This window comes from Paenibacillus sp. J22FR21, from assembly GCF_056269135.1.
In genome coordinates, this window is sequence record NZ_JBWDNJ010000005.1 from 287,237 (window position 1) to 313,214 (window position 25,978).

The window sequence follows — 25,978 nt, forward strand, 5'->3', positions numbered from 1 at the left end:
ATTCACGGCTGCTTTAAGGAACACGGATTCACACTGGCGCGGTCGAGGAACCGCAAGGACGTTAGAGAGGTTAGGGCTTTCGTTGCTTTCGTGCACGTTTTTTATTGAAAGTAGGAAGACATTGGCGGTTACGCTTATCATATATTGCGGCGCAAGTTACGACGCCTGCACATAGTGAACATACAAGAAGGAACGAATGACGACGCATTTGGCGCGTTGTACGTCTCTTCAAACCACAAGACCCTCGCTTCTATATGAAGCGAGGGTCGTCCAATTTCTACGGGCTATCTTAATTTATCGGGACCGTATTCCCTTTCTTCTCCAAGCTAATCCACACCAGTCCGGCAATCATGAACACCGTACCGCCCAGCTGCCAGCCGCTGATTTGCTCATTGAAGAAGAAGTAACCTACCGCAACCGCCGAAGCCGGGACGACATAACGGAAGAAATTCGCCCGTGTGGCGCCGATTTTGAACATGCTCGCATTCCACACCATGAACGAGAATATCGTGCAAATCAGCACGTTAAACGCGATAGCCGTATACGAGCTGGACGTTAGCGAGCCCCATTCTACCTTACTCCACGAGCCTAACGTGAACGGGAACATAAACAGCATGCCGAAGGTGATGTACCAGGTGCTGACACGCAAGGCCGAATACGTCTTCATCAGCGGCATACACGCGAGGTTATACAAAGCACCGATGACGCTAACCCCAAGAGCCAGCATATTGCCTACCATATTATCCGAGGAGAGATCAAAGCCCTCCGATCCGCCCAGAATAACTAAGCAAACCCCCGCCATAGCCGCCACACCGCCAACAATCAGACGAGCCGACATCCGCTCCCGCATAAATAACGGTCCAAGCAATGCTGCGAAAATCGGCCACGGTGCCACATTCAACAGCGATGCGTTAGCGAGCGTCGTTAATTTAATCGAGTACATCACCGCGATTTCCAGCCCCGTTACGCCTACCAAGCCGATTGCCGCCAGCTGTAACGCTGCCTTGATCGGTACTCGAACGCTGCCTTCCTTCAGGTAGAGCAAGAGGAAGAAGAATGGCGTAGCGATGGAGAAACGCAGAAAAGCGAACAGAATCGGATCAAAGGTCTCCATCGCTTTACGTGATACGCCGAAATTAGCTCCCCAAATCGCCGAAACCAACACCAAACCAAAGTAATACATCCATTTGCGATCTTGCTTCATTTGGTTATTCGAGCCCCATTCCCGTAAGTTTCCATTGCCAACAGTTTGACGGATTTATGGTTGAAATACAACAAAAAAAATAATCGGCGCTCCGCGTTTGGAGCACCGATCAGGATACCATAAGGTGAGCCGTCCGCCGCCGTCCTCTTCCGAAAGCCGCTCGTAGGCGCAGCTTTAATAAAACGGCTTCAGCACCATGAAAATGAAAAGCAGGGTCCCCATCGCCGTAGCTCCGTAATAGAGCTTGTTAGCTTTGTTCAGCAATCGAACCTGACTGTCGGGAACCACTTGATCTGCGCTTAGCGACTTCGAATTCTCGATCTCCACGCCGAGCTGCTTCGTCACCGGCGCGGCAAAGCCGATTACCAGCACTTGAATCGCGATATAGAGCGCAAGCGAGGCCAGAATCCAGAAGCTGACGAACTCCCATCCGTCCGCGAAAACGAGAATTAGGCCCGTAATGACGGCGAGCGAGCCGCCAATCTTCGGAAACAACTCCAGTTTACTGCCGAGTTTAAACGCTGAGCGCAATTCCCCGACACTGTCTTTCTTGCCAAACAGCGTGTGGATGAAGAACGTTGGGCCTACCCCAATGATGGCTGACATGACGTGGATGAGTACAAGCCATTTCAATTTAACTCACCTCTTCGTGTAATTATTTGGAAAAACCGTCCTATGTATGGAACAAGATGTATATTACCACGTGTTCACTTACAGCTATCTTACGTGCAACTTACACTAAATAATTCCAAATTTACTGACTGCCTTTGTCAGTCATGTAACGTATACTAGAGACTGTGACAACGGCATTATGAGAAGAGCGGGAGGAACGCGAATTGGATAAACTCGACTTAACGAAAGCAGACAAAACCTATTACGGCGCCCGTAAGAAGCCTGAGCTGATTACTTTGCCTAACTTGCCTTATTTGCAAATTACAGGCTCCGGCGCTCCTGAAAGCGAGTCTTTTAAGGCAGCGATCGAGGCGATGTATACAGCGGCTTACAGCATTAAAGCGCTGTGCAAGCAAGCCGAGCAGGACTTCACCGTTGCTAAGCTGGAAGGACAATGGTGGGTAGAGGACATGAGTCTGGATCCGCTCGAAACGCCGCGCGAGCTGTGGCAGTGGACGCTGCTTATCCGTCAGCCGGACTATGTAACCGCCGCTATTGCGGAAGAGGGCTTGCAGATTGCCGTGAAGAAGAAGCCGCTTATACCGGTGAGCAGCGTCAGCTTCGGCCAGCTCTCAGAAGGAACATGCGTGCAAATGCTGCATGTCGGCCCGTTCAGCACGGAGCCGGAAACACTGGCAATCATGTATGCGTACATAGAGCAGCAAGGACTCGCAATTAGCGGGAAGCATCATGAGATTTATTTGTCTGACTTCCGGAAGACGGCGGCGGAGTCGCTTCGGACGATTTTGCGATATCCGGTTGCTAAATGATGAAACAAAAAAACGTTCCTCAGCCGCGCATGTACGGTGAAGAAACGTTTTTGATAGGGGCTGCATTCGTTTTCGTTTAGGAGACTTTCATAATGCTGCTTAGGGGTGAATCACTACTTGATTCGAGATTGCGGGAGGCAATTTGGAACAGCATATCCTGTGCCATCGTCTCCAGCGTGTAGCGTGGCTTGAAGCCCCACTCGTTCCGGGCTGCAGACGTATCGAGGGAGTTCGGCCAGCTCTGGGCGATTCCCTCTCTTATCGGATCAATCTGATAAGTAAGCTTGAACGAGGGCAGCAGCTTTCTGATTTCGGCAGCCAACTGCTCCGGATCTATGCTCATCGCGGAAACATTGTAGGCGTTACGGTGGATCAGCTTAGCGGAATCGGCCTCCATCAGTTGGATGATGGCGTCGATGGCATCAGGCATGTACATCATATCCATGAATGTTCCCTTATTAATATATGAGCTATATTCGCCGCCGCGGATCGCTTCGAAGAACATCGCTACTGCATAATCGGTCGTCCCTCCGCCAGGAGGCGTGAGGTACGAAATCAGACCAGGGAAACGCAAGCCTCGCGTATCAACGCCGAACTTACGATAATAATAGTCGCACAGCAGCTCGCCCGCTACTTTGTTAATGCCATACATGGTGATCGGACGCTGAATGGTCACTTGCGGCGTGAGATCCTTTGGCGAATCCGGCCCGAACACGCCGATCGAGCTCGGAGTAAAGAACTGACATTTCAGTTCTCTGGCTACTTCAAGCGCATTCAAGAGTCCACCCATGTTCAGCTCCCAGGCGAACAGCGGGTTTGCTTCGGCAGTCGCTGACAGAAGTGCGGCGAGGTGGATCACGGTATCTATGTTATATTTGCGCGCGATATCAAGGAAGGCTTGCCGATTGTTCACATCAAGCAGTTCGAAAGGTCCGGCTGCCGCTGCAGGTGCATGGCTTGGTTTAATATCGGTCGCAATGACTTGATCTTCTCCATAACGGGCGCGCAGCGCGGTGACAAGCTCACTGCCGATTTGGCCCGATGAACCGGTTACTAGTATCTTCTTCATATCCGTTTCGCCTCCGAATCCTAAGGTGAGCTTTCCCTACACGCCGATTTGCTTCTTCACATTCTCATAGATGGCGAGCGCCTGATCGAGCATCTCAGTCGTATGTGCTGCCGTTGGCATGTTGCGTACACGGCCTGCGCCCTTCGCAACGGTCGGGAATACGATCGCTTTGGCATATACACCTGCTTCGAACAGTGCCTTGCTGAACTGCTGAGTTTTCACTTCGTCTCCAATAATACACGGAATGATCGGCGTTTCGGTGTGTCCGGTATCGAAGCCGAGCTGCTGCAAGCCATTGCGGAAATACGCGGCATTGCTCCATAGCTTCTCCTGTAGTTCTGCGCTATCGGACAAAATATCCAGTGCAGCGCTGCATGCGGCGGCAATTGCCGGCGGTGTTGCCGTCGAGAATAAGAACGGACGGCTTCTTACTTTCAGCCATTCGATCAGCTCGCGTTTGCCGGCCACATATCCGCCAACGACGCCGATCGCTTTGGACAACGTACCGATTTGAAAATCAACCCGATCGGACAACCCGAAATGTTTAACCGTGCCTGCCCCTTTGCCAAGTACGCCTGAGCCGTGCGCATCATCGACATAGGTGATGAGGTCATAGCGTTCCGCAATCTCCACGATTTCCGGTAGCTTCGCAATGTCTCCATCCATCGAGAACACGCCATCCGTGATGACCATGATTTTGTTATATTGACCGGACGCTCTCGCTTCCTTCGCCTGCTTCTCCAGGTCTTCCATATCCGAATGCTTAAAACGAATGACCTTCGCTTTGGTCAACCGGCAGCCGTCAATAATAGAAGCATGGTTAAGCTCATCAGAGAGAATCGCATCCCCTGCCTCCATTACCGCTGAAATCGCTGCCATATTACAGTTGAAACCGGATTGGTACGCTATAGCGGCCTCCGTTTGCTTGAAATGCGCTAATTTCGTCTCTAATTCCTCGTGAATGTCCATCGTTCCGTTGATCGTACGTACGGCACCGGCACCTACTCCATATTTGCGAAGAGCACGCTCTGCGGCTTGAATGAGTCTTTCATCGCCTGCCAAACCTAAGTAGTTATTGGAGGAAAGATTGATCAGTTCTCGGTTGTTAATATGAATAAGCGGACCGTTGCCGCCTTGCAGGACGTTAATCTCGTTAAATAACCCGTTCTTCTTCATTTCTTCCAAGTTACGCTGCAGATAAGCGGTCAATGATGAACTAGACATAGTCGGCATCCCCATCTCAATTGGTTTAAACATCCATTGGCTTATATTATACATATGTATGTTATGACGCACAATAGTTTTGTATGCTATAACGCACGCAGTGTCTTCGACTTTTGTTCGCGCTTGGGCTACAATAGGTTAAATAGGAGAGCGAAGCAGGAGGCTTTATATGGAGCAGATTCACATCAAACTGGGGCGGAATTTGAAGATGATCCGTCAAACGAGAGGACTCAGCCTGGACAAGGTTGCCGAGCTGACCGGCGTCAGCAAAGCGATGCTCGGTCAGATTGAACGCGGTGAGACAAGCCCGACGATCTCGATTATTTGGAAGATTGCCAATGGGCTTCGGCTTTCTTTTACCACGTTAATTGAGGAGCCTCCTTCTGAGGTTGCGGTTATTACGAAGGAAGATTTGGAACCGCTGCTCGAAGCAGACGGACACTATCGCGTCTATCCGATGTTTCCGTTCGAGCCCACGAAGAAATTCGAGGTCTATTCGGTCGAAATGGATGCCGGCTGCACGCATGAATCCGAGGCGCACAGCCCCGGCGTGGAAGAATATATTCTCGTCTCTTCAGGGACGCTCATCGTCGAGATCCAGAACACTTCCTATACCGTAGGAGCAGGCAGCGCTGTTCGCTACGCGGCGGATCAGCCGCATTTGTACCATAATCCCGGTGAAGAGATCGTGCGTTATGATGCGATTATCTACTATCCTTAAATGCTAAAAGACGAAATAGATGAAGAAAGGACGATTCATGTTATGAATAATCGTATTGAGCAGCTGGTTGCCTATATGGAGCAGCATGCCATTGACGCCGTACTTATCACCATGCCGAAGCATGTCTATTACTTGACCGGTTTTGCGACCGACCCGCATGAGCGGTTTCTCGGACTCTTGATTCCTCGGCAAGCGGAGCCGCTGTTGATCGTGCCGGCTCTTGATCTGGAAGCCGCGCAGGCTGCATCCTCTGTGACAACCATCCATACGCATACAGACACCGACAATCCATATGAGGTGTTAACTAAGCTTATGCCCGCAGGCGTTCAGTCGCTTGGGCTGGAGAAGGACTATATGACGGTCAGTCGTTTCGAGGCGATCAGCCGTGCCGTTGGTGCGAGCGTCTATGCGGATATCGACGAGCCGCTCCGTGAAATGCGCGTCATTAAGACGCCGGACGAAGTCGTGCGCATGAAGCATGCCGTCCTCATTATCGAGGACGTGCTGCGTGCCGGTATCGCGCAAGTGAAGCCGGGCGTCAGCGAAATCGAGCTCGTCGCCGAGCTGGAGTACCAGATGAAGAAGCTCGGTGCGAGCGGTCCTTCCTTCTCGACGATGGTGCTGGCCGGCGAGAATTCTGCTCTGCCGCATGGCGTGCCGGGTTCGCGGGTGGTGCGCGAAGGTGAGCTGCTGTTGTTTGATCTTGGCGTCTATGCGGATGGGTATGCATCCGATATAACGCGGACTTTCGCGGTTGGCGACATCTCGGAGGAGCAAACGAAGATCTATAACACGGTGCTGGCGGCGAACCTGCGCGGGATCGAAGCCACGCGCCCCGGCGCTACGCTTGCGAGTCTCGACCGCGCGGCCCGCGAGCATATTGAGTCGGCCGGCTACGGCCCGTACTTCATGCACCGGCTCGGCCATGGCCTTGGGATGGACGTGCACGAGTACCCATCCGTGCATGGTCAGAACCAGGACGTGCTGCGCAGCGGCATGGTCTTCACGATCGAGCCGGGCATCTACGTGCCAGGCATCGGCGGGGTGCGGATTGAGGACGACGTCCTCGTCACGGATGGCGGCGCCCTGGTGCTGACGACGTTCCCGAAGGAACTTACGGTGATCGGGTAGGGTCGGCAGCGGACGGGTTGGTTCGGTCAAGGGCTGAGAGTCGGGTTTTCCTACTCTCAGCTTCTCGTGTGGGTTCGGATTGGTTAGTTTAAAGGCTGAGAGTCGGATTTCTCGACTCTCAGCCTTTTTTCGAGGTGGTTTTGGCGGTGAAAGTCGGGTTTTCCTACTCTCACTTTCTCGGGAAGGTCTGGATTGGCTACTTTGGAGACTGAAAGTCGGATTTCTCGACTCTCAGTCTTTATTAGAGTGGTTTTGGCGGTGAGAGCCCCTGAAGGACAGATTGGTTAGTTGTGAGAGCCCTGTATCTGTTATTTCGGCAGTTTCGACACTCTTTTAGCGGATATGCCGCTTACGCTTCCCTTTTCGCCTCCGATTTGCATCTGTAAGCGAAATATCCGCTTACACCTTCCGCGGCGAGCCCTTGTCCGCTTACAGCAAGGCTCCACCGCGAGCCCTATCCCTGCTCACCTTCCGCATTCACGTTAATTAGAGGAATCACCCATTCAATCCAGGACAATTCTTCTTTCAATAAGCCTACCTTGCGCCGGTACAGCAGGTAACGGCCGAATTGCTTGGAGGTTGGATCCTTCACAATTGCGGGGTCGGCCTCCATGATCTCGAGTTCCGCCTCCACTCGCTGCAATCGCTCCATGAGCGCCGCCGTCCGTTCTTTAAACAACCGGAGCGCAATAGCAGGTTCCACCAGTCCGATCGCATACACTTTGAGCAGAAATTCATCGCGCTCGATGCTCTCCCCGGCCGGTGCGTCGTCGATCCAGTTTCGCAGCACTGCAGCGCCATCCTCGGTGATGGTGTACAGCTTCTTGTCCGGCTTCCCCGTCTGCCCGATCAATTCGCAGGTTACCATCTTCTCTTGCTCCAGCATCGCGAGCAGCGGATAGATCTGGCTATGCTTGGCCTGCCAGAACAATTTGAGCATTTTTGTCAACTCATACCCCGTGCACGACTTGCGTGCCAGCATGCCGAGCAGTCCGTATGATAATGTATTCATGAAACCTTTTCCCCCTTAGTGCGCTCTATATGAGAAAAGAGTACCATAACTGCCGCCGAAACGCATGCAAAGCCACAACGTCATTGCCATGAGTGCGCTTTCTTGCTAAGATGATAGCAGAAGCAACAGCCGTTTCACCTTGTTCCGCTCGGTACGGAGCAGCGATCCTGCCACCGATTTTGCGGGTAAAAGAGGGGTAAGTAACTATGAATCAAACGGAAGCGGAATTCAGCAATTTGGTCAAAGCGTTCCGCAAACGGCATATGGGCAAAGGCCCCGGCCGCATTTCGACGACTTTCTGCAAGCACTGGGCCATTTGCGAAATGGAAGGCAATCTATCGCCGGTCGAGAAGTTTATTGCCACCGCGAGCGACGGCAAACAGATGCTGCGCGAAGCGCGAACACAGTGGGTAAAGGACATTTACCGCAACCATCCCCCAACGGAGATGGAGCAGCTGCTAGGCGCACGATTCCTGGAGTTATATGTAGATATCGATATTGACAAAGATTTCGGCATGTCCGTGTTCGTGTTCGATCAAGACATTGAACGCAAATTCGGCAGCAGCCGTTAACGATACGTGTTGGCGCTTGGCAGCGAACCTGCAAGAGACTAACCGCGAAGAGACGATTTTTCTTGGAAAAGAAAATGTCGGACTCGGCGCGGTTTTTTTATTTCGAAGGAGGCACCACTAATGGGTAATACCAAACACACCGGGCCAATCAAACTCCCCGGCAAACCCGATCCGAAGCTATGGGTAAGCAAAGTCCCCTTCGGGCTCGGCAAAGTAAAACCGAAGCATATTCGAGACACGATCAAAGTAATGGCCGATAACCGGGACAATCTGCCGTATGCGATGCGGATCTTGACGCAGGGCGTGTGCGATGGCTGCGCGCTTGGCGTTTCCGGTCTCTACGATCAGACGCTCGCAGGTCCGCATGTGTGCACCACCAGACTCAATCTTCTGCGGCTCAACACCATGCCGGCGATCAAGCCTAATGTGCTGCATGCCGACATCGACGAGCTGCGCAAGATGGACAGCACCGAGCTGCGCAAGCTAGGTCGGCTGCCTTATCCGCTCATCAGGCGTAAAGGCGAGCGCAAGTTCAGCCGTTTGTCCTGGGATGCGGCACTCGACATGATCGCGGCGCGAATCCGCCAAATCGATCCGAAACAATTGGCGCTCTACTTAACGGCGCGCGGCATTACGAACGAGTCTTATTATGCTGCAGCCAAGGTCGCTCGCTTCCTCGGAACGAATAACATCGACAATGCCTCGCGCATCTGCCACTCCCCTTCCAAGACGGCGCTTAAGCGTTCCGTCGGCATAGGCGCATCGAGCTGCAACTACAAGGATTGGATCGGCACCGATGTGCTCGTCTTCTGGGGCAGCGTTGCCGCTAATAATCAACCGGTATCGACCAAATATATGTATGCGGCCAAACGCAAAGGGACGAAAATTATCGTCATTAATCCTTATCGCGAGCCGGCCATGGACGGGTACTGGGTCCCTTCCATCGCAGAGTCTGCGCTGTTTGGCACCAAGCTCGCCGACGACTTCTATCAAGTGAACATTGGCGGCGATATCGCCTTCATGCACGGCATCATGAAGCATTGGTTCGCTATGGAAATGGAGAAGCCCGGCTCAGCCATCGACCGCAAATTCGTCCGTGAGCATGTGAACGGCTACGAGGAGCTGCGGCTGCATGTCAAGAGCCAAGACTGGGCGCAGTTGGAGCGTTCCTCCGGTATCTCGCGTCAGCGGATGGAGGAATTCGCGGAGCTGCTCGCTGCTTCGAAGTCCGGAGTATTCGTCTGGAGCATGGGACTCACGCAGCACCGCTTCGGCACCGACAACATTTCGCAGGTAGCCAATCTTGCGCTGCTGCGCGGTTTTCTGGGCCGCGAATATTGCGGCCTGATGCCGATTCGCGGGCATAGCGGCGTACAGGGCTCCGGTGAAATGGGGGCCGATCCCTTCAGCTTGCCGGGCGGCGAATTCAAGGGCGACGACATCCCTCGTGTCGAGAATGTATGGGGCTTTAAGCTGCCAACGTGGCAAGGCGACATCGTCGGTGTTACGCTGGAGAACGCGCTGCTTCCCGAGGATCATGAGCGGAAGCTGAAGCTGTTCTATACGTCCGGCGGCAACTTCCTGGAAACGATGCCGGAGCCGGATTTTGTCCGTGAATGTTTGGAGTCCATTCAGATCCGCGTCCATCAGGATATCGTGCTCAACACCTCCACGCTGGCTGATGCGAAGGAAGCCGTCATCGTGCTTCCGGCGATGACACGCTATGAGCAGCCTGGCGGCGGCACCTCCACCTCGACCGAGCGTATGGTGTATTTCTCGCCGGAGATCGCCGGTCCTCGCATCGAGGAAGCGCGCACGGAATGGCAGATCTATTGCGATCTCGCTGCGCGCGTAGATCCGGAGCGCGCTGCGCTTGTGCAATTCAAGGACGCGCATGCCCTGCGCGCCGAAATCGCCAAAGCTTCCCCCAATTACGACGGCGTCCAGCATCTGAAGAACAAGGGCGACGTGTTCCAGTGGGGCGGCGCTTGGCTGTGCGAGGACGGTGTCTGCCCGACCAAGGACGGACGCGGACGACTCATCCCGGTTGAACTGCCGGAGCTGCGCAAGCCGGAAGGACATTTCTATATCACGTCGCGCCGCGGCAAGCAGTTCAACTCCATGATCTACAGCAACAAAGACCCGTTCAATGCTGCAGATCGGTATGATGTCCTGCTGAGCAAGAACGATGCGGCGAAGCACGGAATTACGGAAGGCGAGGCCGTTGTCCTCTACAACAGCAGCGGCAGCTTCCATGGCAGAGCCAAATTCGCCGACATCGCCTCCGGCAATCTGGAGTTGTACTGGCCGGAATGCAATGCGCTGCTGCCGAAGAAAGTATATGAACCTTATGCCGGGATACCGGAGTACAATACAGCAGTCGTGATGGAGCGAGCGGAAACGTATCATGCGTTGAAGGATACGAGATATGTAGAGAAACGCATCGCGGAACTGGATCAGGAAATTGCGGACGAGGATTAACATCGGTTCGAAGAAGTCTCTTACGATAGGGAGGAACCATACATGCTGCCAAGCATCACAGCCAAGTGGCGCATTCGCAAATACAGCGGCGGCGCAGTCTCCCTGCAGGAGGACGACATCGCGACGGAGTATCCGCTGACGGTGCGACTGAATGGCGAGGAATTTGCCACCATCGTCTGTTCACCAACCGATCTGGAGGAAATGATCATCGGCTTCTTGGCCTCCGAAGGGGTCATCAGACAAGCGGCCGAGATTGAATCGCTTCGTATCGACGAGGAGCGAGGCTTCGTCTACGTCGAGCTCTTTAACAAACACTCAACTAGCAAAGACGAGGTTTCCAAACGATTCATCGGCTCCTGCTGCGGGAAGAGCCGCCAGTTTTATTTTCACAACGATGCCCGTACCGCACGTACGTCGATGAGCCGAATGACGATCTCGCCGGCCCAGTGCAGCGCACTTATTCGATTACTACAAAATAGCTCCGGAGAATTCAAGCTGACCGGCGGCGTACACAATGCAGCCCTCTGCACCGCTACGGAGCTGCTTGCCGTACGAACCGACATCGGCCGCCACAATGCGCTCGATAAGCTGTTCGGCTATTCGCTTCAGCAGCGCGTTGCGATAAGCGATAAAATCATCGCCTTCAGCGGTCGACTGTCTTCCGAGGTCGTACTGAAGGCGGCCAAAATCGGCGTCGGCATTCTGCTCTCGAAGTCCGCACCGACGGACCTCGCGCTCAAGCTCGCCGAGGATCTGGGCATCACATGCGTCGGGTTTATCCGAGGCCATGAAATGAATGTGTATACACATGGTCATCGAATCGTGGATGAACAAAACGAAAGCGAGGGGCGCTAGTGCGCCCCTCGCTTTTTTTGCAGCATGATTAGTGATGAACCGGAGTCTTCGCCTTCTCCAGCAGCTTCTTAATATTCGCCTCAAACTTCAGCGGTTTGGTCGTCGGCGAGTAACGCTTCACGACGCGCCCTTGCGCATCCACCAGAAACTTCGTGAAATTCCACTTGATCCCCGAGCCGAACAATCCGGATGCTTCACTCTTCAGATACTTATATAACGGGTCGGCGTTTGGCCCGTTCACGTCGATTTTGCCAAGCAGCGGGAACGTGACGCCAAAATTAATTTGGCAGGTCTCTTCCATGTCGTCATTCTTTACAGGCTCTTGATTCTGGAATTGATTACACGGGAAACCCAGCACGGTCAGTCCCGTATCCTTATACGTTTCGTGCAGTCGCTGCAGCTCTTTGAACTGAGGCGCCAGTCCGCATTTGGTCGCTGTATTTACGATAAGCAGCACTTGGCCGCGGTAATCGGACAATGATTTCTCCTCGCCCTTAACCGTTTGCACCTTAAAGTCGTACACGTTCATGCCACGTCACCTCGTTTATATTTTATACAATATTATTGTAAACAATTTATTAGGGTTTGAAAAGCATGTTTTTCCATCATTATTAATATTGCACAAATCGTTCTTAATTCTGCATATCCTCAGCACACTTTCTAATCCATACAATGAAAACAGAGCACGAACCCATTGAAGGAGGCGTCACACTTGGTTGCCATGAGACAGCAAATCTTGTTTCTGAATTTGACTACACCTGATTTAAAATCCCCCACGATTGCCTGGTCCCTGTACGACGGCGCTGCGCCTGAAGATGCACTGCCCATGAATACCGGAGACTCCAACGAGCCGCCATACAAATCGGTTCTTCATGCCATGCGAGATGGCTGGAATGTCATTCAGGTCCCTTCGCTGCCGCACTATCCCGCAGGTCAGGAGCATGATACCGGCCATCTGCCTTACGAATATGTACTTGAGAGGAAGGTGCCTCTACATGAGTAGCTTGAACATGACACCCGCAGATCCGAAACATCTGCTCACTTCTGCGCAAATGGCGAAGTTCGTCACCGACGGATTCCTGCTGCTGGATGCCTTCATCCCCCAGCATCTGAATGAGTTGGTTTATAAAGAGCAAATTCAGCACAGCCAGGGCCATAAGTTCTGGAACGAATCCGAGCATATCCGCAGCGTGTTCGAATTACCCGAGGTGCAAGGAATCATTCAGAGCTTGGTCGGTCTCGAGCCCGTGTACGACCATTCTTTTCAGCATATCGTTCCTGCAAACTACCTGATCTCGCAGGATTGGCATGGCGATTCCATTATCGATGTTCGCCCGCACGCCTTCGATATCCAGCTGTTCTACTTCTCCCACGACGCTCCGCCGGAGATGGGGCCGACCCTCATTCTGCCAGGCTCCCATTTGCGCAAGATTAATACCTTCAGTCTCGCAAGGTACAAAAATATTACCGGTCAACGGCAGCTCGCAGGCAAAGCCGGTTCGCTCGCCATTCTTCATCACGGCATCTGGCACTGCGCGCAGCCGAACTATACGGACAAGACCCGCTACGTCTTCAAGCTCCGCTTGCGTCCGGGCCAGGAGCAGCGCGGTCTGTTCAATCTCGAAGGCTATCGCGAGCCGGAAGTCGCCCGTATTATCCAGCAGGGCTACCAACGCTGGCAGGGCAACGAAGACCGCCTCGATCATATGCAGCGGGCCAAATTGTGGCGTTATGTAACCGGAGACGACACTGTCGATGTGTCCTTCGAAGGTGCGCTGACTCGGATGGGCATCTAGCTCGCATCTGGCATCCAACTGCCAGCTAAGCAGTTCTCCAACAACGAATAGAGCCCTCTACTTCCGCGGATGAGAGGGCTTTTTATCATACCATCGATTCTTGCGTGACCAGGCTCTTCGTCCGCCTCCGATATACGACTGGCTGTACGCCTGTCAGCTCCCTGAACAGTCTGCTAAACTGCGACGTTGTAGAGAAGCCGCAGTCCATCGCAATCACGGCCAGCTTCTTGTCCGTGTTGGCGAGCTCCAGCTTCGCTTGATTGACACGCCGCTGTATCAAATATTGCACCGGCGAGAGCCCCGTGCTGCGCTTGAACAAATGCCGGAAATAATCGTAGCTGTAGCCGGAGATTTGTGCCAATTGCGGCATATTCAGCTTCTGGCTGTAATTCTCGTCGATGTACAGCCTTGAATGCAGCAGCTTCTCGCTGTCCGGCAGTGCAGATACTCTTTTGCCCGTACGCTCTAATTCGATAATGACAAGCTGCGTGAGGACATCCAGTTTGACGCTGAACAGCGGCTTCTTCTCCATCATTTCATGTTTCATCTGAAGCAGCAGCGTTAATAGCGTCTTGTGTTCATCATCCATATAAATACCGTTGGCAAGCGGAACCGGATAGTCGTCATACGTGAATCCGATAAAAATCACTTCCGTCTCCGTATCATGCCGCTCATCATGCAGATGATCCGGTCTCGTTAACGTAATCGTGTTGGCGCTGTACGGGTACCATTCGCCGTTCAAATTCATCATTCCGGAGCCGCTTACATAATAAACGAGCTCATAGCAATTATGCTTATGCAAGTCCACGTAAGTGCCCTGCTTATGTGTGGAATAGAACAAAAAGTCGAATTGACAATGCATGCTCGGCCCACCTCTCCAAATAACCATTTCGTGCTAGAAAAGAACCGTTTGATTATCGCTGTGGTTGCGTATTCCGTTTACATTTAATGTATTCGAAGCTCATTATACATCCACATAATAGTATTGAGAAGGAGTGCAGCGGACATGAGTGCTTGGCGTGACGGACTTACTGAAGATGAGGTTCAGCGATATTGGGAAGATGGGTTTCTCGTGTATGACGATGCGCTTACAGCAGAAGAGGTCGAGCTCTACCGGACGATTTGTGCAAGTGAAGCCGTGATATCCAATCGCTCGCAAGCGATGTATAAGCAAGAAACGGTTCATCTGCTTGGCTTAACGACGATGCATCCGGCGCTGCTGGATTTGGCGAGACACCCTGCCATCGTATCCAAAATCATCCCATTGCTCGGACCGGACATTCAAATTCAGCATTCGAAGCTGGCTACGAAGCCGCCGGCCAAGGGGCTCGGCGAATTCCCGTGGCATCAGGATTTCGCTTTCTACCCGCATACCAACACGGATCTGCTGTCGGTCATGATCATGCTGGATGATGCGACGCCGGAGAACGGATGCATGCAAATGGTCAAAGGAAGCCATAAGCTCGGGCTGCTCGATCATTCGATGGATGGTTATTTTGTCGCTGGCTGCCAGGAACCGCAATATTGGGAGAATGCAGAGGAGCAGACCGTGCAGATTACGCCGAAGGCGGGAGGCATCAGCATTCATCATTGCCTGACGCTGCACGGATCCCCTGTGAATCTGTCCGGTAAGGAGCGAAGAGGCATCGTGATTTCATACCGGGCCGATGATGCTTATCAGCTGGCGGATAACTTGTTCAACGACACGGGCCTCATGGTATGCGGCGAGCGCAAGGAGTTGGTACGGTGCGAGCCTGCGACTTATCGTTTGCCGAAGCGCCATCAGCCGCTCTCGAAGTCCGGAACGTATAGACCTTTCGGAACGGCGTGGAATCAAGTTGGCAGTGAAGTGACCGATTATTCATAGGAACAATAAGCCCTCCACATTCGCCAACCCGGCGATCGTAGAGGGCTTTTATACTCGATTACTGTTGCTGAGGTGATTGCTCGCGCATCACTTTGCGGTAGTCGCTGGGGCTGACGCCGGTGTGCTGCTTGAACATTTTGGAGAATTGATATAACGAGCTGCCAATCCGCTCTGCCGCTTCGGAGACGGACATGTCCGTCGACTGCATCCACTGCTTCGCCTTCTCCATCCGCCGCTGGTTCAAATACTGAATCGGCGAGCAGCCGGTTACCGACTTAAACACGCGAATGAAGTAATTCGGGTGAAAATGGACAAGCTCCGCCAGCTGATCCAGCCTCACGTCATCGGCCAAATGATGATCCAAATAAGCGAGCACCTGACTAACCTTATCCAGAGACCCGCCAGCCTCGGATTGCCGCAGACGCGCTTCGCCTCCCTGCTCCAGAAACTCACACAGTATCTCCTGCAGCAGTAGCTTGGCCCGAAGCATCGAGGTCAGTCCATTCTCACGATAGTGGCGCACAAGCTCGCCGAACCGCTCCGACGTCGCCGCTTGATCCGGAACATCGACGCAGCTTGGTGCCTCCAGTAGTTGAAAGAGCTCCTGATCGCCGACCTTGGCATTGAAATGGCAGAAGAACTTGCTGAACACCCGATCCTCCAATGTTCGTACCGACAGCATAGTTCCGGCAGGTAAAATGACCAGCTGCCCGCGCTTCGGGTACAACTCCTCATCCCCAATTCGAACATGTCCCCCATCCCCCAGAAAATAATAGAGTCGATTGAAATCCGATAATACATCCATATGGTACCAGCTTGAGGTGCAAGTGAAGAATGCCGCCTCTGATATATGCATGTGCAGGTTCGATATATAGCTGCCCAGCGCTTCTCTTTGCAAGCTCAACAAACCCCGTTCCCATTCATTCGTGTATTTAGCTCATTCTCCTAATCTACTACAATTTAGTAAAAATTGAATAGGCAACCTGCTAGAGTCATGCTAGAATTTTATACGTTACAGTTTGTATATATATGTTTGCGAAGGAGAGACGCTATTTGTCATTAAAGAGACTGATCAAAACGACCTCAGTCAGCTTATGTTCAACACTTCTCGCCACTCTACTCTTACAACAGGTCGCATCTGCACAATCGGTAACGCCCTCATCCATCAACCCTAATCTCATCCACTTCAACAGCCAGTCAAGCATCCTGCCCGCCTCCCTCTCACCTAAGTCAACTGCCCGCAAACCTGCCTTTATCTCACCTCATTTGCATACCGAATCATCCGCAGTCACTCGCGTCATCGTTCAACTTAGCAGCCAACCCATAGCTGCAGGTCAATTTGCTGCAAAATCAGGCATCAGCTCGCTTGCAGCCGAATCGTCGGAGAGCTCGCTTCGTACGGAACAAACCGGTTTTATCAACACAGCGCTTACGAAAGGCATCAATCTCAAGGTTAACTACCGCTTCAATACGGTATTGAACGGTCTCGAGGTATCCGTGCCTGCTAATCAAATTCCACAGCTAGCCAAGCTGCCGGGCGTGCTTTCCATTTACGAGAACCGTACGTATACAAGCATTCCGGTGATGGAGCCTACAGTGAATGAAGACGAAATCCCTTATGACATCGACCCAATTCATCAGATCGGCGCTGATGCCGCTTGGGCGAAAGAGCTTACCGGTGAAGGTCTCAAAGTCGGCGTCATCGACACCGGCGTTGACTATTTACATCCGGATTTAGCCGGAGCTTATAAAGGCGGGTATGATTCCGCCAATGGGGACGATGATCCTTATGAGGACTATGGTCCAGGACTAGCCGTATCGGCGCATGGGACGCATGTGTCCGGTACAATTGTTGGCAGAGCCGAGAATACAACCTCCAGCGTAGTTCAGAAAGGTATTGCATACAAATCTGATTTGTATGTCTATAAAGTACTGTCTGCCGATGCTAACGGCGACGCCACGGGAACCACTGCTACTGTCATCGATGGTATTGAAAGAGCTGTTAAGGACGGCATGGATGTCATTAACTTGTCACTAGGGTCTAGTGGCGATTTGGATCCGAACTCGCCGGATGCCATTGCGGTAAACAATGCCGTACTGGCCGGAACTGTTGTTGTTATTGCAAACGGCAACGCCGGTGAATATGGCTATTACACGATGGGAACGCCGGCAAGCTCGCAGCTGGGCATCTCCGTCGGTGCTGCGGACAGCCCTGGAATCCGGTTTGCTGCAGACGCTGTAAGCTCGCTAAGCAGTACTTCCTATGAGCTGCATGCCATGGGCTGGCGGACAGCCGAAGAGAATTTTGAAGAGACCCTTGGCGCGGCGCCGCTGGATGCGGTGTATGTCGGCCTTGGTGCTGAAGCTGATTATACGGACTTGAACGTAACCGGCAAAGTAGTTCTGATTTCCCGAGGCACGCTTGCGTTCGTGGAAAAAATCGCAAACGCCAAGAAACACGGTGCTATAGCGGCTATCATTTTCAATGGCAGAGCTAAGGGCGATGATAAAAATAAAGCAGACCTCTCGGATTCCATTTCAGAAGCTCTTGACGGCTATATCGGAGAGAATGCCTTCCTTGGAGACAGCTTCGATTTCATCCCGACCTACGATATGTCCGGGACTGAGGGCCGCGCACTTGCCCGTGCCATTGTTGCAGACAACGGAGTTACTCCGCTTACGCTGACATTCAGTGGGTTCGAAAGTGCTATGTCCAGCGGTGACCATATGGTTTATTTTAGCTCCAGAGGTCCGAATTCGGACGGCATGTACGGCATAAAGCCGGACTTTGCTGCTCCGGGCAACAGTATTAGGTCAACCTGGCCTGAATATGCCAAGTATGACCCCGAAGCTTCCTATGAGGAAGCCTACAACCGCATCTCCGGGACAAGTATGGCAACACCTCATGTTGCTGGCCTCTCGTTGTTGTTACTGCAGGAACATCCGGATTGGACTCCTTTCGACGTACGTGCTGCACTAGCTAATACGTCAGATACCCTCTACGATCCGAATGGCGTGCAATATGATGTATACACGCAAGGCGCGGGTCGCGTTAATATGGCGAATGCGATTGAAACGCCTGCTTTGCTGCAGACGATTGACGAGCTGACGATCTACGACAAGAACCTGCAGCCGGTTCAAGTGACTAACTACGGCGACTCTGCCAGCTTCGGTTTGATGATGGCAGGTGCTGAAGCCGCAACTGAACAGCTGCAGTTGAAAAACACCTCGGATGAAGAAGTGACTTACCACGCTAAAGTTAATCCGTCTAATCCAAGTGCTATCAATGTTCAGCTAACGGGTTTGGAGGGCGAAAATGTAACGGCGTCTGCTCATTCTGCGTCACCTTTTGCTCTCACGCTTGCACCTCTTGCGGATGCTGCCGAGGGAATATATGAAGGCGAAGTGGTGCTTGAGAGCGACGGGCATCCTGCCTTGCATCTTCCTTTTGTGGTGCATGTCGGCGAGCAAAAACCTGATAATGGATATGGCGTGCAGGATTTGATGCTATCACCTAATGTAATTTCCCCTCCCTTTGAGGGCATTGATGGTGTGCCGGAGTCGATGAATCTAAACTTTGATTTACGCGCAGATGATGCTTTTGCATTAGGTGCAAAAGTATATAATCTCGATGATCAATTTATAGGCTATTTGAAGTTGGACATCAATACTGACAGGGAAGGGAATCTGATTCCTATCGAGCCGGGCATCAAAAAATATGAAGACCTGAACACCACTTACATGACTGTCGACGACGAGGGCAACATCCTATTTGATGCGAACGACGAACCAATCTGGGGTGAGCTTTCTGACGGCACGTACCGTTTGGAAGTATTTGCACCTTTGCTTGATAAGGTAAGCGGAGAGCCGCTCTACGATGAAGAAGGCAGGCTTTACGCCTACTCCTCTATCACCACTTTTGCCGTTCACTCCTACGGAGCTCTCGTTCAAGAGGCTGATAAGGATTTCGCAGCTACGATCTCCAACCGGACCGTCCTTAATCAAGCTGTACTGACGTTTCCGGAAAACGAAGGTATTACCTACCATGTTACAAAGAGCAGTGATACTACGCTCATTGATGATAACGGTGTACTCAAAGCACAGCCTAGGTCCACTAGAACAGTAGATCTTACCGTCACGATTGCCTCAGCAATCATGCCTAGTGTTAAGACTAGCGAGGTAGTATCTGTAGATCTAGCAGGTATTGGTGGAGGTAGTGGGTTCTACATTCCATACACGCCAACGATCCCAAATGATAATCCAACAATCACGAAGTTGCTTGAGCAAGGCCAACATGCATCCTTTCTCAATTCCTCTACTTCACCAACAGGAACAACGGTGAAAGTAACCATTACGGAAGATGAGCTGAAGAAAGCGTTGCAAGAAGCTTCTCCTGCACCTGCCGCACTCATCCTGAAAGTGAATGTGGATGAGAAGCAGCAGGCGGTATTGGAGCTGACACCTGCACAATTGAAGCTGCTAGCCGGCGCAGCTGCCGGTAGCACGGTTATTCTGACAACAGGGTCATCGTCGATTTCACTTCCTACATCCCTGTTCGCGAATCTCCCTGCGGATGAATCTGTTCGCGTGACTATCGCAGCCGACGGAACTGCCGCAGATGCCTTCAAGGCGGAGAACTCTGGTGCCGTTGTGGTAGGAACGCCGATTTCCTTCGAAGTGGATGCCGTGACGGATAAAGGAGCAACACCGCTATCGGTACCGATTACGACGATAATTAAACGCAGCTTTACCGTGACCGGCAGCAGTGCCGTCAATCGACTCGGCGTATTATTCGAAGAGAATGGCAGTTTCTTCCCTGCTCCGGCCGCCTCTGAAACTCATACAGACGGCACGGTTACGGTTGTAGTAAGCCGCCCTGGTCTTTCCACTTACGCTGCGGCTTACCGGAACACAGCCTTTGCAGATATTAAGTTCTCATGGGCCCAATCCGCCATTCAAGCACTTGCGGATACGTTCTTGCTCAACGGTACATCGCCTACAACCTTCGCGCCGAAGCAGCAAGTGACGCGAGCCGAATTTGCCGTCATGCTCGCTCGTGCGCTTGGCTTGCAATCTTCTGACGCGAAGGCTGCTTTTGCCGATGTGGCTCAGAATACTTGGTATGCCAATGGAGTAGCCGCCGCCGTTGAGGCTGGACTGGTTAAAGGCGACAGTCAAGGACTGTTCAAGCCGAATGCTCCAATAAGCAGACAGGATTTATCGGTCATCTTGGCTCGCGCGTTGAAGCTGCTGCAAGTATCTGCGCCAACACTTCCACCGCATGTTGCGTATCACGATGTAGCCGATATCGCTCCGTATGCAACGGATAGCATCGAACTCGTGACCAACAGCGGCCTGATGAAGGGCATCGACCTGAATGGCGCGGCTAACTTCCAGCCAACTGTTTCTGTCACTCGCGAAACCGCGGCAAGCGTTATTTACAACCTGCTGCGTGAGGCAAAGCTGATCAACTAATGGAATGGTAAAGAAGCCGTAATCCCCGCAGAGCTGTTGAACTGCGCGGGGGTTGCGGCTTTTTTATATGCGCTGATATGGAGTGGCAACAATAAGCAGGTATAGAGCGTCAAAGGGATAGAGGTGAGTGTGATGAAGAAAACGCGGGGCTTGCTCGTCGTTTGCCTGCTGATTATGTCCATGTTTATTATCGGCTGCTCAACAGGAGGTGGAGCATCGATTTCGGAAGAGAACTCGACTGAACCGCCTAATGCTGTCATGGTTGTTGATCGAATGGAGATTCCACTTATTAAGGGCTCCTACCAATGGAAGAATGCCATCGCAGACGCTCCAGCTCCCGACATGCTGGTGCGGGATTCGAAGGTTTATACTGTTAAATCTCGTGCAGCGTTAACGATTTCTTTTCTAAGTGGACCAGAGCCTACCGAAACATGGGGCGGTCTTTGGGTCAATCAGAATTTCACGCCATTAACGAAACAAGATGGCAAGATCATCCTTCCATCTGAACCGGGCCAATACATTCTCCTCGCAGGCGGAAAATGGTCGGAAGGCGATTGCAGCTACGCCGCGATTATTGATGTCGTTGAATAGTTCCATATGGGTTGAGTAGCAGTGGTGTGCGACCAACAACAACAAAACTCCGGGCCACCATGCACAACCACGCATGGTAACCCGGAGTCCTATTCTACTTCGCAGCTGCAGCTGCAGCTGCGACAGCCTGCGACAGCTTCTCTACCGCTCTGGCTGTGCCGCTCTTCTGCTCTTCCAGACCTTCGTACTCGACGCTCATCCAGCCGTCGTAGCCTACGCCAGCAAGATTGCCGACGATTGAGGCAACTCCTACGTCGCCTTCGGTCGGCACGGAGCCGACAAACGGCAGACCGCTAAGCGCGCGATACACGCCATCCTTCTGATCTTCGCCCACGCGCGCGAAGTCTTTGGCATGCACGTGACGGATCAACGGATGCAGCGCTTCGAATGCTTGCGCAGGCACATCGTCTACGAGCAAGAAATTGCCCATGTCGAAGGTGCTGCGCAGTGCCGGCGAACCGACCAGGGTGATGATATCCTGCACCTGCTCCGATTTACCAGCGAAGATGCCGTGGTTCTCCAAGCAGAGCACAACGCCTTTGCTCTCTGCATAAGCAGCTCCTTGCGCCAGCCCTTCCACGATCCAGCCTTTCGCCTGCTCGTAGCTGATGCCTTCTTTGCGATCGCCCGCGAACACGCGAACAACCTCAGCGCCGAACTCGACTGCCATATCAACAGCCAAGATGATATCCTGCAGCTGCACTTCACGCTCTTCAGCCGTCGTTTTCACAAAATCATTGCAAGCCCCGAAACACGCCAGCTTAATGCCCGTACGAGCCAAAGCCTCGTGAACCGCAGGCACGTCGCTCTCCTTATTCCAGAACACGCTGAGCAGCTCGACTCCTTGCGCGCCTACCGAAGCAGCGTAATCGATAAAGTCCGCATTTTGCCAAGAACCATCGTACAAATATTTATGGCAGCTCCATACACTAATCGCGATTTTCATCCTAAAATATCCTCCAATCAGCACCCTATCGGTACTGTTTAATAAACTCCACCGCTCTGCGAATATCCAGCTCCGGCTTCGCGCCGACCTCACGTTCGATCGTTAGATAACCTGTATAGCCAATGGACTGCAGGGCAGCGAAATAAGCGTCAAAATCAACAGTTCCCTCACCAAGCGGAACTTCTTCAAAATCCAATCCGCCGGCAGCCATCTCTGCAATATGCTCATGCGTCATTTTCTGATAACCAAGGAACCCGTAGACCTGGCGCGGATCAACGACACGCAGTCTCCGGCCATCCTTCACATGGGTATGCACGATGTAATCCTTCAACGTAATCACGCCTTGTACCGGATCATCACCTGTTACCATGACCATATTGGCCGGGTCGAAGTTGACGGAAACGCCGTTCGTGCTCAGCGTATCGAGGAAGCTCTTCAAATGCGCAGCCGGTTCCGGACCTGTCTCAATCGCAAAATAAGCATTCAAACTCTTCGCATACTGGCCAAGCTCTTCGCACGCCTGCTGCATCGCCGCATAGATCGCACCGTTCTTATCGTCAGGCACAATACCGATATGAGTCGTCACGATGTTGGTGCCGAGCTCGACAGCCAGATCAAGAATCCGCTTGGACTGCTCGACCTTCTCCGCATTGGCAGCCCCATCCTGGAAGCCATGTCCACCCAAATCGCCGCATAGCGCAGAGATATCCAGCCCTAGTCCGTCGATATACGAACGCATTTCACGTCTTGCAGATGCATCCATATTCGCAGGGTCCATTTCACCGGATACCGCATAGATTTGTACGCCTTCTGCGCCGACTTCTTTGGCCTTCAACAATCCTTCGCGGACGCCAATACCGAAGCTGTCCACAATAACGCCTATTTTATTGGATAAATGAATCGTCATCGTATGTGTCAACCCTTCTGATTAAAAATGAATTTCGGTTCCTTTTGCAGCCGACTCATAGATTGCGCACAGCATGCGTGTCACTTCTACGCCATCTTGCACAGGGCTCAGCGTCTCTGTACGACCGAGGCAGCTGTTGATGAAATGTCCGATTTCACGCCCGAACGCATCGTTGAAATCAAACGTAGTGTGATCCACCTGCGGCGTCGTATTCACGATCGTGTTGTGTTTCTCGCCCATGATAACAAGCGCCGGCTCCACTTCTGCTCCGCCTTGGTCGCCATATAACTTCACAGACAGCTCATCCTTCTGCGCATGCAGCGTGAAGCTGACATCCACCATCAAGGAAGCGCCGTTCTCGAAGCGGATAATTGCATTTGCCAAATCCTCTACATCGTTCTTCTCTGCATCATAATCCGCGGCTTGATAGAAGCCCAGATTCTTAATATGCGAACGGTTGCCAAGCTTACGGTACGTATTGCCGCTTACGGACTTCACCTTCGGTTTGCCCATGAGGTACCAGCAAATATCAATAATATGAACGCCAAGATCGATCAGCGGACCGCCGCCGGAGCGTTCAATATCGGAGAACCAGCCGCCCGGATTGCCGAGCCTGCGCAGGCATGTTGCTTTTGCATAATAGATTTCGCCAAGATCGCCGGCATCGATAAATCGTTTCAGAACCTCAATGCTCGAAGCATATCGACGTACAAAACCAACCTGCAGCAATTTACCTGTTGCTTCGACTGCCGCTTGAACACGTTCTGCTTCCGCGACTGTTTTGCAAAGGGGCTTCTCGCACAACACATGCTTGCCCGCTTCCAGCGCAGCAATCGTAATTTCAGCATGCGTGTTATTCCATGTACAGATACTTACCGCATCAATGCCGGGATCAGCAAGCAGCTCATGATAATCCGTGTAAATTTTGGAAGCCCCATACTTATCTGCCGCCGCTTGAGCGCGCGCTTCGTTCTTATCGCAAATCGCTACAAGGACAGCATCGCTATTGGAAGCGTAAGCCCCCAGATGGGCACCGGAAATCGAACCCGCACCAATTACTCCTATGTTTAACTTCTTCGCCGTCGTTGTCATGATTTGATCAACCTTTCGCTTCTGTAATCGTTTCCGTTTATAATGAGTTTACCTTGTGATGAAGGATGGGAGAATGCACACCATGCCAACCTACATGGACAATATGATCAGTCCGCTTCCAATGCGCCTGTTCGACTGCATGGTTGATGTGAAGAAGCTGCGGGTGAAATCGCTGATGATCACGAATGCCGGTCATTTGCCCGGACGCACTTCCAGGCGGGAAAACGCTGAATTTGATCGTTGGTCATTCGTATATATCGGAGCAGGTCGAGGATACTACCAAACGGACGCTGAGGATCGGCAAGTTGTCGAGGCCGGATCGCTCTTCTGCTTGTACCCCGGCGCCGTGTTTCAATACGGACCGGAGACGGATGGCTGCTGGGACGAGTATTATTTTGCACTCGAGGGCGAACGTGTCGAAGAATGGCTTGCGAACTGGTACGAGCATCCCGAGCTCGTGAAATTCGTCGGTACGGACGAGAGCTTCCTAAGTAAAATCGAGCTCATCTTCCAGCTCATGGACAGCGCCGTTCCCGCCAATCAAGATCGTGCCGCACTCGCGCTGGAATCGCTGCTCTTCGATATGTCGCTGCGCTTCAATCAGACGCAGACGAGCAGCCGTGCCTTATTCGTGCATAACCTGCTGGACGACTTGGCCGGCACGGTCTACCAGCCGCTCGACAGCACGGCACTCGCTGCACGACATCATATCTCGATTCCGACGTTAAGACGAATCGTGCACGACTATACGGGTTATCCGCTTGGCGAATTTGTTCACCGGCTCAAAGTAGCGGAGGCCAAGAAGCTGCTCCTGAACACCGACAAAACCGTCATGGAAATCTCGTCGCTCCTGGGCTATACCGATACGTTCTACTTTTCTCGCCTGTTCAAGAAACTTACGGATACGGCGCCAACGACTTATCGCTCCCGGATGGGGTAACGAAACGAACGAAAACCCGCCCTTTCAAGGGGCGGGTTTATTTAGGTATCATCCTTAGTCGCGCTCTTCCAAATTCCGCTCCAGATAACTCTCGAGCGCATTGGAGATTTCAAATACGGTATGCGCGAGGTCATAATTCTCGAAAGCGTGCTCGCACCGTGATTGATAGCGGATAGCCGTTTCATATTGATCCAAATTAGATTTTATAATATCGGGGTCTATTCCCTCTTGGGTTTGCCTTTCCTGAACGGTACGCCGATCTGCATAAATGAACAGCCGCACTACCTGTTCCCCGTACATATCCTTAAGCGCATGAGCACCTTCATGATTCAGAATCAGATAGATGCTGCCGCCTTTCTTCAAACTATACGCAATGTCTTTGCCCCGTAACCCGTAGCGATTCCCATTGACGGTAACGCTTTCAATAAAATCGCCGTCGGCATCGAACTGATCATACAGCTCAGGGGTGATGAAGTGGTAATCCTGACCGTTCACTTCACCCGGACGCGGTCTGCGTGTCGCATACGAGATTACTTTGGTAATACCGAGCGTTGTGCCTACACTATCTGCTACTGTCTTGCGTCCGGAGCCATCCGGTCCCGTAAATACGAAAATCAGCTCACGATCCTTCTGTTCACTCATCGTCACAGCCT

At 52.3% G+C, this 25,978-nt stretch carries 24 protein-coding genes; 12 read left to right on the plus strand and 12 right to left on the minus strand.

Translation table 11 applies throughout. From position 1 onward, the window contains the following. Positions 1-289: 289 nt before the first annotated feature. On the minus strand, positions 290-1,204 hold the full coding sequence (locus AC0YNS_RS19765; RefSeq protein WP_475782693.1) for a DMT family transporter: 915 nt from the start codon (positions 1,202-1,204) through the stop codon (positions 290-292). 174 nt (positions 1,205-1,378) lie between these two features. Continuing rightward, positions 1,379-1,837, minus strand: coding sequence for a DUF2269 family protein (locus AC0YNS_RS19770; RefSeq protein ID WP_475782694.1), 459 nt, complete (start codon positions 1,835-1,837; stop codon positions 1,379-1,381). A gap of 203 nt (positions 1,838-2,040) precedes the next feature. Here AC0YNS_RS19770 and AC0YNS_RS19775 point away from each other — a divergent pair, with 203 nt between their 5' ends. After that, complete coding sequence (locus AC0YNS_RS19775) at positions 2,041-2,646, plus strand: GyrI-like domain-containing protein (protein ID WP_475782695.1); 606 nt, start codon at positions 2,041-2,043, stop codon at positions 2,644-2,646. Between the two features lie 76 nt (positions 2,647-2,722). Here AC0YNS_RS19775 and AC0YNS_RS19780 read toward each other — a convergent pair whose 3' ends face one another. Together AC0YNS_RS19780 and AC0YNS_RS19785 are read right to left on the minus strand one after the other, a co-directional pair. Next, a complete protein-coding gene (locus tag AC0YNS_RS19780) occupies positions 2,723-3,715 on the minus strand; it encodes an L-threonine 3-dehydrogenase (protein ID WP_475782696.1) in 993 nt (330 codons plus the stop codon). Positions 3,716-3,751: 36 nt separating this feature from the next. Continuing rightward, entirely contained in the window at positions 3,752-4,939 is a 1,188-nt protein-coding gene (locus tag AC0YNS_RS19785; RefSeq protein ID WP_475782697.1) for a glycine C-acetyltransferase, read from the minus strand. Between the two features lie 169 nt (positions 4,940-5,108). Here AC0YNS_RS19785 and AC0YNS_RS19790 point away from each other — a divergent pair, with 169 nt between their 5' ends. Further along, positions 5,109-5,660 carry a helix-turn-helix domain-containing protein gene (locus tag AC0YNS_RS19790; RefSeq protein WP_475782698.1) on the plus strand — a complete coding sequence of 184 codons (552 nt, stop codon included), beginning with the start codon at positions 5,109-5,111 and terminating at the stop codon, positions 5,658-5,660. A gap of 42 nt (positions 5,661-5,702) precedes the next feature. After that, positions 5,703-6,791 (plus strand): M24 family metallopeptidase, encoded by a 1,089-nt coding sequence (locus tag AC0YNS_RS19795; RefSeq protein WP_475782929.1) that lies wholly within the window; start codon positions 5,703-5,705, stop codon positions 6,789-6,791. A 454-nt stretch (positions 6,792-7,245) separates the two neighbouring features. Here the strand turns inward: AC0YNS_RS19795 and AC0YNS_RS19800 are convergent, their stop codons facing one another. Next, positions 7,246-7,803: a PadR family transcriptional regulator gene (locus AC0YNS_RS19800; RefSeq protein WP_475782699.1), complete on the minus strand. Its 558-nt coding sequence runs from the start codon at positions 7,801-7,803 to the stop codon at positions 7,246-7,248. A 206-nt stretch (positions 7,804-8,009) separates the two neighbouring features. Here AC0YNS_RS19800 and AC0YNS_RS19805 point away from each other — a divergent pair, with 206 nt between their 5' ends. The 3 genes from AC0YNS_RS19805 to fdhD all read left to right on the plus strand — a co-directional run bounded on the left by AC0YNS_RS19805 (position 8,010) and on the right by fdhD (position 11,711). Continuing rightward, the gene (locus tag AC0YNS_RS19805) at positions 8,010-8,375 is read left to right on the plus strand and encodes a Na-translocating system protein MpsC family protein (RefSeq protein ID WP_475782700.1); all 366 of its coding nucleotides are present in this window, start codon (positions 8,010-8,012) and stop codon (positions 8,373-8,375) included. A 120-nt stretch (positions 8,376-8,495) separates the two neighbouring features. Beyond that, positions 8,496-10,856 (plus strand): FdhF/YdeP family oxidoreductase, encoded by a 2,361-nt coding sequence (locus AC0YNS_RS19810; RefSeq protein ID WP_475782701.1) that lies wholly within the window; start codon positions 8,496-8,498, stop codon positions 10,854-10,856. 42 nt (positions 10,857-10,898) lie between these two features. Further along, positions 10,899-11,711, plus strand: a complete 813-nt coding sequence (gene fdhD, locus AC0YNS_RS19815; protein ID WP_475782702.1) for a formate dehydrogenase accessory sulfurtransferase FdhD — start codon at positions 10,899-10,901, stop codon at positions 11,709-11,711. Between the two features lie 28 nt (positions 11,712-11,739). Here the strand turns inward: fdhD and AC0YNS_RS19820 are convergent, their stop codons facing one another. Continuing rightward, entirely contained in the window at positions 11,740-12,240 is a 501-nt protein-coding gene (locus AC0YNS_RS19820) for a glutathione peroxidase (protein WP_475782703.1), read from the minus strand. A 183-nt stretch (positions 12,241-12,423) separates the two neighbouring features. Here AC0YNS_RS19820 and AC0YNS_RS19825 point away from each other — a divergent pair, with 183 nt between their 5' ends. Both AC0YNS_RS19825 and AC0YNS_RS19830 read left to right on the plus strand, forming a co-directional pair. Then, the gene (locus tag AC0YNS_RS19825; protein WP_475782704.1) at positions 12,424-12,714 is read left to right on the plus strand and encodes a hypothetical protein; all 291 of its coding nucleotides are present in this window, start codon (positions 12,424-12,426) and stop codon (positions 12,712-12,714) included. Continuing rightward, entirely contained in the window at positions 12,707-13,507 is an 801-nt protein-coding gene (locus tag AC0YNS_RS19830) for a phytanoyl-CoA dioxygenase family protein (RefSeq protein WP_475782705.1), read from the plus strand. Before AC0YNS_RS19825 ends, AC0YNS_RS19830 begins: the two co-directional genes overlap by 8 nt. An 85-nt stretch (positions 13,508-13,592) precedes the next feature. Here the strand turns inward: AC0YNS_RS19830 and AC0YNS_RS19835 are convergent, their stop codons facing one another. Continuing rightward, the gene (locus tag AC0YNS_RS19835; RefSeq protein WP_475782706.1) at positions 13,593-14,369 is read right to left on the minus strand and encodes a helix-turn-helix transcriptional regulator; all 777 of its coding nucleotides are present in this window, start codon (positions 14,367-14,369) and stop codon (positions 13,593-13,595) included. A gap of 144 nt (positions 14,370-14,513) precedes the next feature. Here AC0YNS_RS19835 and AC0YNS_RS19840 point away from each other — a divergent pair, with 144 nt between their 5' ends. Then, the gene (locus AC0YNS_RS19840) at positions 14,514-15,374 is read left to right on the plus strand and encodes a phytanoyl-CoA dioxygenase family protein (RefSeq protein ID WP_475782707.1); all 861 of its coding nucleotides are present in this window, start codon (positions 14,514-14,516) and stop codon (positions 15,372-15,374) included. Positions 15,375-15,432: 58 nt separating this feature from the next. Here AC0YNS_RS19840 and AC0YNS_RS19845 read toward each other — a convergent pair whose 3' ends face one another. After that, positions 15,433-16,278 carry a helix-turn-helix transcriptional regulator gene (locus AC0YNS_RS19845; protein ID WP_475782708.1) on the minus strand — a complete coding sequence of 282 codons (846 nt, stop codon included), beginning with the start codon at positions 16,276-16,278 and terminating at the stop codon, positions 15,433-15,435. A gap of 149 nt (positions 16,279-16,427) precedes the next feature. Here AC0YNS_RS19845 and AC0YNS_RS19850 point away from each other — a divergent pair, with 149 nt between their 5' ends. Both AC0YNS_RS19850 and AC0YNS_RS19855 read left to right on the plus strand, forming a co-directional pair. After that, positions 16,428-20,849 carry a S8 family serine peptidase gene (locus AC0YNS_RS19850; protein ID WP_475782709.1) on the plus strand — a complete coding sequence of 1,474 codons (4,422 nt, stop codon included), beginning with the start codon at positions 16,428-16,430 and terminating at the stop codon, positions 20,847-20,849. A 132-nt stretch (positions 20,850-20,981) separates the two neighbouring features. Next, a complete protein-coding gene (locus tag AC0YNS_RS19855) occupies positions 20,982-21,440 on the plus strand; it encodes a hypothetical protein (RefSeq protein WP_475782710.1) in 459 nt (152 codons plus the stop codon). A gap of 94 nt (positions 21,441-21,534) precedes the next feature. Here AC0YNS_RS19855 and AC0YNS_RS19860 read toward each other — a convergent pair whose 3' ends face one another. Genes AC0YNS_RS19860 through AC0YNS_RS19870 form a run of 3 tightly spaced genes read right to left on the minus strand, consistent with a single transcriptional unit; the run spans position 21,535 to position 24,385 of the window. Then, entirely contained in the window at positions 21,535-22,386 is an 852-nt protein-coding gene (locus tag AC0YNS_RS19860; RefSeq protein ID WP_475782711.1) for a sugar phosphate isomerase/epimerase family protein, read from the minus strand. Positions 22,387-22,411: 25 nt separating this feature from the next. Beyond that, complete coding sequence (locus AC0YNS_RS19865) at positions 22,412-23,293, minus strand: sugar phosphate isomerase/epimerase family protein (protein WP_475782712.1); 882 nt, start codon at positions 23,291-23,293, stop codon at positions 22,412-22,414. A 21-nt stretch (positions 23,294-23,314) separates the two neighbouring features. After that, entirely contained in the window at positions 23,315-24,385 is a 1,071-nt protein-coding gene (locus tag AC0YNS_RS19870; RefSeq protein WP_475782713.1) for a Gfo/Idh/MocA family protein, read from the minus strand. 82 nt (positions 24,386-24,467) lie between these two features. Between AC0YNS_RS19870 and AC0YNS_RS19875 the strand changes: the two genes are divergently transcribed. Then, positions 24,468-25,325, plus strand: a complete 858-nt coding sequence (locus tag AC0YNS_RS19875) for a helix-turn-helix domain-containing protein (protein WP_475782714.1) — start codon at positions 24,468-24,470, stop codon at positions 25,323-25,325. A gap of 54 nt (positions 25,326-25,379) precedes the next feature. Here AC0YNS_RS19875 and AC0YNS_RS19880 read toward each other — a convergent pair whose 3' ends face one another. Beyond that, positions 25,380-25,967, minus strand: a complete 588-nt coding sequence (locus AC0YNS_RS19880) for a guanylate kinase (RefSeq protein ID WP_475782715.1) — start codon at positions 25,965-25,967, stop codon at positions 25,380-25,382. Between the last annotated feature and the right edge of the window lie 11 nt (positions 25,968-25,978).

What these genes read in the sequence shown, in the direction of transcription:
- AC0YNS_RS19765 (WP_475782693.1), bottom strand. Translation starts at nt 1,204, where the DNA reads ATGAAGCAAGATCGCAAATGGATGTATTACTTTGGTTTGGTGTTGGTT.
- AC0YNS_RS19780 (WP_475782696.1), bottom strand. Translation starts at nt 3,715, where the DNA reads ATGAAGAAGATACTAGTAACCGGTTCATCGGGCCAAATCGGCAGTGAG.
- AC0YNS_RS19785 (WP_475782697.1), bottom strand. Translation starts at nt 4,939, where the DNA reads ATGTCTAGTTCATCATTGACCGCTTATCTGCAGCGTAACTTGGAAGAA.
- AC0YNS_RS19790 (WP_475782698.1), top strand. Translation starts at nt 5,109, where the DNA reads ATGGAGCAGATTCACATCAAACTGGGGCGGAATTTGAAGATGATCCGT.
- AC0YNS_RS19795 (WP_475782929.1), top strand. Translation starts at nt 5,703, where the DNA reads ATGAATAATCGTATTGAGCAGCTGGTTGCCTATATGGAGCAGCATGCC.
- AC0YNS_RS19800 (WP_475782699.1), bottom strand. Translation starts at nt 7,803, where the DNA reads ATGAATACATTATCATACGGACTGCTCGGCATGCTGGCACGCAAGTCG.
- AC0YNS_RS19805 (WP_475782700.1), top strand. Translation starts at nt 8,010, where the DNA reads ATGAATCAAACGGAAGCGGAATTCAGCAATTTGGTCAAAGCGTTCCGC.
- AC0YNS_RS19810 (WP_475782701.1), top strand. Translation starts at nt 8,496, where the DNA reads ATGGGTAATACCAAACACACCGGGCCAATCAAACTCCCCGGCAAACCC.
- fdhD (WP_475782702.1), top strand. Translation starts at nt 10,899, where the DNA reads ATGCTGCCAAGCATCACAGCCAAGTGGCGCATTCGCAAATACAGCGGC.
- AC0YNS_RS19820 (WP_475782703.1), bottom strand. Translation starts at nt 12,240, where the DNA reads ATGAACGTGTACGACTTTAAGGTGCAAACGGTTAAGGGCGAGGAGAAA.
- AC0YNS_RS19830 (WP_475782705.1), top strand. Translation starts at nt 12,707, where the DNA reads ATGAGTAGCTTGAACATGACACCCGCAGATCCGAAACATCTGCTCACT.
- AC0YNS_RS19835 (WP_475782706.1), bottom strand. Translation starts at nt 14,369, where the DNA reads ATGCATTGTCAATTCGACTTTTTGTTCTATTCCACACATAAGCAGGGC.
- AC0YNS_RS19840 (WP_475782707.1), top strand. Translation starts at nt 14,514, where the DNA reads ATGAGTGCTTGGCGTGACGGACTTACTGAAGATGAGGTTCAGCGATAT.
- AC0YNS_RS19855 (WP_475782710.1), top strand. Translation starts at nt 20,982, where the DNA reads ATGAAGAAAACGCGGGGCTTGCTCGTCGTTTGCCTGCTGATTATGTCC.
- AC0YNS_RS19860 (WP_475782711.1), bottom strand. Translation starts at nt 22,386, where the DNA reads ATGAAAATCGCGATTAGTGTATGGAGCTGCCATAAATATTTGTACGAT.
- AC0YNS_RS19865 (WP_475782712.1), bottom strand. Translation starts at nt 23,293, where the DNA reads ATGACGATTCATTTATCCAATAAAATAGGCGTTATTGTGGACAGCTTC.
- AC0YNS_RS19870 (WP_475782713.1), bottom strand. Translation starts at nt 24,385, where the DNA reads ATGACAACGACGGCGAAGAAGTTAAACATAGGAGTAATTGGTGCGGGT.
- AC0YNS_RS19875 (WP_475782714.1), top strand. Translation starts at nt 24,468, where the DNA reads ATGCCAACCTACATGGACAATATGATCAGTCCGCTTCCAATGCGCCTG.
- AC0YNS_RS19880 (WP_475782715.1), bottom strand. Translation starts at nt 25,967, where the DNA reads ATGAGTGAACAGAAGGATCGTGAGCTGATTTTCGTATTTACGGGACCG.